We start from the raw sequence: 202 nt of genomic DNA on the forward strand, positions 1-202 counted from the left end.
TCGCTACAACACCAGAAACTTCAGACTACACCAGCATCAAAAAGCGGATCGACTATGCCAAACTCGGGCAGCAACCCAAGTCTCTACTATGCTTTGCTGGCAACCCACAAAAAGATATGCCAAAAGGACTCCCCTTTGAACTCAGCTATTATATTGAACTTGTTGAGCTCACAGGCCGATGTATTCGTGCCGGTATTCGTGC

General features: G+C 47.0%; 1 pseudogene. It reads left to right on the forward strand.

Annotated elements, in window-relative coordinates:
• A pseudogene (locus CEX98_RS22740) lies at window positions 1–202 on the forward strand (transposase); the annotation flags it as partial.

The sequence above is a fragment of the Pseudoalteromonas piscicida genome, from assembly GCF_002744175.1.
Lineage (GTDB): Bacteria > Pseudomonadota > Gammaproteobacteria > Enterobacterales > Alteromonadaceae > Pseudoalteromonas > Pseudoalteromonas piscicida_B.